A 4017-nucleotide genomic window follows, 5' to 3' on the forward strand; every position below is an offset into this window, starting at 1 on the left:
CCCGCGACTCTTTTGGTCAGGCACGGCTCCCAATTCTTCACCGTCAGGCTCCGCAGACACAGGCGCGCACGCCGTTATACGTTGAGGATTCATCCAACCGATCGCGAGGCGATCCTGACCATGCCGCCACGCGGCACGATCGTGGAAGCGAAGGAGTTCGCGAACCTCCATGGCGGCTGGATCGCAGCCCGTCTTGGCCGTCTGCCGAAGGCCGCGCCGTTCCAGCCCGGCACGCTCGTGCCGTTGCGTGGCGTGCCGCATCGCCTCGTTCACCGCGCCGGCGAGCGCGGTACGGTCTGGACCGAGACGCGCGACAGCGGCGAGAAGGTGCTGTGTGTCGCCGGTGGCGTCGAACACATGGATCGCCGCGTGCACGACTTCCTCAAGCGCGAGGCGCGCAAGGAGTTGCAGAAGGCGGCGCAGCTTTACGCTGCCGAGCTCGGCGTGCGGGTGCGGCGGATCTCGATCCGCGATCAATCCAGCCGCTGGGGCTCGTGCACCTCGGCCGGCTCGCTGTCATTCTCCTGGCGGCTGATCCTCGCGCCGCCCTTCGTGCTCGACTACCTCGCCGCGCATGAAGTCGCGCATCTTGTCGAGATGAACCACTCGGCGCGGTTCTGGAGGGTGGTCGGCAAGGCCTGTGGCTCGGTCGATCGCGCCAAGAGCTGGCTCGACACCCACGGCAACGACCTGCATCGCTACGGGATCCAGGAATAGGCGGCGGTAGCGTCACAAACCGGACTGTCATCGCCCGCGAAAGCGGGCGATGCAGTATTCCAGGGACGTTGGTCTTCAAACTGAGAGGCCGCGGCGTATTCGACCCCCGCATTTCGCGGGGGATGACGGACTGTTGTTGATGGAACGTTGCGCTACGGTGACCCTGCCTACCGGTGTCCGCCGAACAGGCGATCCACCAGCCAGCCGTCCAATCCTGCCGCGGCCTCAGGTCGTGCGTTCGGGTTGGTCGGCGCGGATGCGCGCATTGGTGCAGGTGCGCGATAGTAGCCGCCGCCCTGGGGCATCGGCGGAGGCGGCGGTTGCATCTGCGACTGCATTTGACCCGCCGGGGCCGATGGCGGCGTGATCTGCGACGAAATCTGGATCAGGTTGGCCGGTCCCCAATTGCCTTGCGAGTTTGGAATCGCCGCGACCGGCACGCCCTGATGCGCGGCCTTCATGAAGCGTGTCCACACCTCAACCGGCAGGCCGCCGCCGGTGGCCTTCCTGGTCGGCGAGTTGTCGTCATTGCCGAGCCAGACGCCGGTGACGAGATTGGCGGTGTAGCCGATGAACCAGGCGTCGCGATAGTCCTGGCTGGTGCCGGTCTTGCCGGCGGCGGTCCAGCCGGGGATCTCGGCTTTGCGCGCGGTGCCCGAGATCAGCGTCTCGCGCATCATGCTGTTCATCATCGCATCATAGCGCGGCTCGATCACCTGGTTGGGCGGATCGGCCGGACGGTCGTAGAGCACCTTGCCCGAAGCGGTCTTGATCCTGGTCACCACATGCGGCGACACGGCGAACCCGCCATTGGCGAAGGGCGCATAAGCGCCGACCATCTCGAGGACGGAAACTTCGGAGGTGCCGAGCGCGATCGAGACGTTGGGCTCGAGTTTCGACGAGATGCCGAGCCGGTGCGCGGTGCGCACCACGTTCTTCGGGCCGACCTCGAGGCCGAGCCGCACCGCGACCGTGTTCAGCGACATCGCCAGCGCCTGGGTCAGCGTCACCGAACCGAAATATTCGTGGGTGTAGTTCTCGGGCTTCCAGCCCTTGATATCGAGCGGGGCGTCCTGGCGGATCGTATCCGGCGTCAGGCCGGCCTCGACGGCGGTGAGATAGACGAACGGCTTGAACGACGAGCCGGGCTGGCGCTTGGCCGTCACCGCGCGATTGTACTGGCTCTCGGCGTAGTTCCGGCCGCCGACCATGGCGCGCACCGCGCCGTCGGGCGACATCGCCACCAGCGCGCCCTGGCTGACATTGAACTTCACGCTCTTGGCGGCGAGTTCGTCGATGACGGCGGCTTCCGCGATGTTCTGCAGCTTCGGATCGATCGTGGTCTGCACCACGATGTCCTGGTCGATCTGACCGACCAGATCGTCGAGCACTTCGCCGATCCAGTCGGCGACATAGTTGATGGTGCCGGCGCCGGCCGACTTCACGTTGATCAGGGGCTGGCCCATCGAGGCCTTGGCCTGCGCTTCGGTGATGAACCTGGCGTCCGCCATTGCCGACAGCACGACCTGTGCGCGCTGCTCGGCGCCTTCCGGATTGCGATTCGGCGCCAGCCGCGACGGCGACTTGACGAGACCCGCCAGCATCGCGGCTTCCGCCAGGGTCACGTTCTTCGCCGACTTACCGAAATAGCGTTGCGCAGCGGCCTCGACGCCATAGGCGCCGGAACCGAAATAGACGCGGTTGAGATAGAGCTCGAGGATCTCATTCTTGGAATGCTTGCGCTCCAGCCACAGTGCGAGCTCGGCCTCCTGCAGCTTGCGCTGGATGGTACGCTCCTGGGTCAGGAACAGGTTCTTGGCGAGCTGCTGCGTCAGCGTCGAGCCGCCCTGCGAGACGCCACGATGCAAGAGGTTCGCCACCGCCGCGCGCATGATGCCGAACGGGTCGACGCCGTAATGCGAATAGAACCGGCGGTCCTCGATCGCGATGAAGGCCTTCGGCAGATAGGGCGGCAGGTCTTTCAGCGAGACATTCGCGCCGGCCATCTCGCCGCGTTGCGCCAGCACGGTGCCGTCGAGACCGACGATCTGGATCGTCGGCGGGCGCTTGGGGATCTCCAGCGACTGGATCGGCGGCAGATGCGCGCCGACCCACACCACGACACCGATCACCGCGATGCATCCCCACAGGCCGAGCACTGCGGTCCAGTAGAACAGGCGGCCGATGCCAAGGCCGCGCGACTTGCCGCGGTGCTTGCTGCCGCTGCGCGAGGCGCGCGGCTTCTCGTTGCCGGAGTCGCTGGTCTTGGGTTTGGGCTTGGCTTTGGCCGGCTTGTCGTCGCCGCCGCCGGGGATGCGATCGGCAGGCGAGAGCCGCAAATCGGCAAGCGCGGCCGGAAGCCCGAACAGCGGCTCCTTGCGCGCACCGCCTTTTTTCCGTCCCCACGCCATCAGCAACGCTCACACCGGAGCTTCGGTTCTGATTGAATCAGAACCGAAGCTCTAGATTCTTGGTTTGACGCGTTTTCCTCACGCGAACCGGGGTCCACTTCGCTCGAAAACGCTCTCGTCCGGGCACGCTAGCGTTCCCGGTTTAAGGGGCAGTTACGCAAAGCTTAACGGGGGATTAGGAGGTGAGGCGGCGCGTGCTAGATATAGGAGCACGATCCGGAAAAGTGGGCACCGGTTTTCCGAAAAGATCATGCTCAAACAGAAAGATGGAGCGCCATCGAGTGATCGCGCTCCAGGGAACAACAATCAGGGAGCACCGCATGGGCCACATCGATCCGACCAAGGAAATCTTCGCGCAGTTCCGCGACAATAACCGGCCGGGCCCGATCCACATGCTCAACCTCGTCCGCTTGCGCGAATGGGCCGCCTATCCCGATGGCCGCAAAGCGACTGGTGCCGAAGCCTATGCCGCCTATGGCCGCGAGAGCGGGCCGGTGTTCGAACGGCTCGGCGGGCGCATCGTCTGGCAAGGCCGCTTCGAGCTGATGCTGATCGGCCCGCAAGAGGAACGTTGGGACCATTGCTTCATCGCGGAGTACCCGAGCGTCGCCGCCTTCGTCGAGATGATCCGCGATCCCGTCTATCGCGAGGCGGTGAAGCATCGCCAGGCCGGCGTCGAGGACTCGCGGCTGATCCGACATTCGGTGCTGCCGGTGGGGAAGAATTTCGGGGAGATTCCGAATTGATGATGTCCGCCGTCGGCTGACATCGTCATGCGCGGGCTCGACCCGCGCATCCATTGAGGGAAGAGCTCTTTCAAGCTGATGGATTGCCGGGTCAAGCCCGGCAATGACGAGCCCAAAAACAAATCGGCGGCCCGAAGGCCGCC

3 protein-coding genes are annotated in these 4017 nt (G+C 65.1%); 2 read left to right on the forward strand and 1 reads right to left on the reverse strand.

Going from position 1 to position 4017, the window contains the following annotated elements; genetic code table 11:
* On the forward strand, positions 1–717 hold a 717-nt coding region (locus tag AS156_RS14875; RefSeq protein ID WP_245312816.1), incomplete at its 5' end, for a M48 family metallopeptidase.
* 167 nt (positions 718–884) lie between these two features.
* Here the strand turns inward: AS156_RS14875 and AS156_RS14880 are convergent.
* Positions 885–3128: a transglycosylase domain-containing protein gene (locus AS156_RS14880; RefSeq protein WP_066505273.1), complete on the reverse strand. Its 2244-nt coding sequence runs from the start codon at positions 3126–3128 to the stop codon at positions 885–887.
* A 320-nt stretch (positions 3129–3448) separates the two neighbouring features.
* On the opposite strand from AS156_RS14880, the gene AS156_RS14885 reads away from it, so the two are divergent.
* Positions 3449–3874, forward strand: a complete 426-nt coding sequence (locus AS156_RS14885; RefSeq protein WP_066505274.1) for a DUF1330 domain-containing protein — start codon at positions 3449–3451, stop codon at positions 3872–3874.
* Positions 3875–4017: the final 143 nt, after the last annotated feature.

The sequence above is a fragment of the Bradyrhizobium macuxiense genome (genome assembly GCF_001542415.1).
Classification (GTDB): domain Bacteria; phylum Pseudomonadota; class Alphaproteobacteria; order Rhizobiales; family Xanthobacteraceae; genus Bradyrhizobium; species Bradyrhizobium macuxiense.

Excerpts from the sequence above, each read along its gene's own strand:
- AS156_RS14880 (WP_066505273.1), bottom strand. The coding sequence starts at position 3,128 with ATGGCGTGGGGACGGAAAAAAGGCGGTGCGCGCAAGGAGCCGCTGTTC.
- AS156_RS14885 (WP_066505274.1), top strand. The coding sequence starts at position 3,449 with ATGGGCCACATCGATCCGACCAAGGAAATCTTCGCGCAGTTCCGCGAC.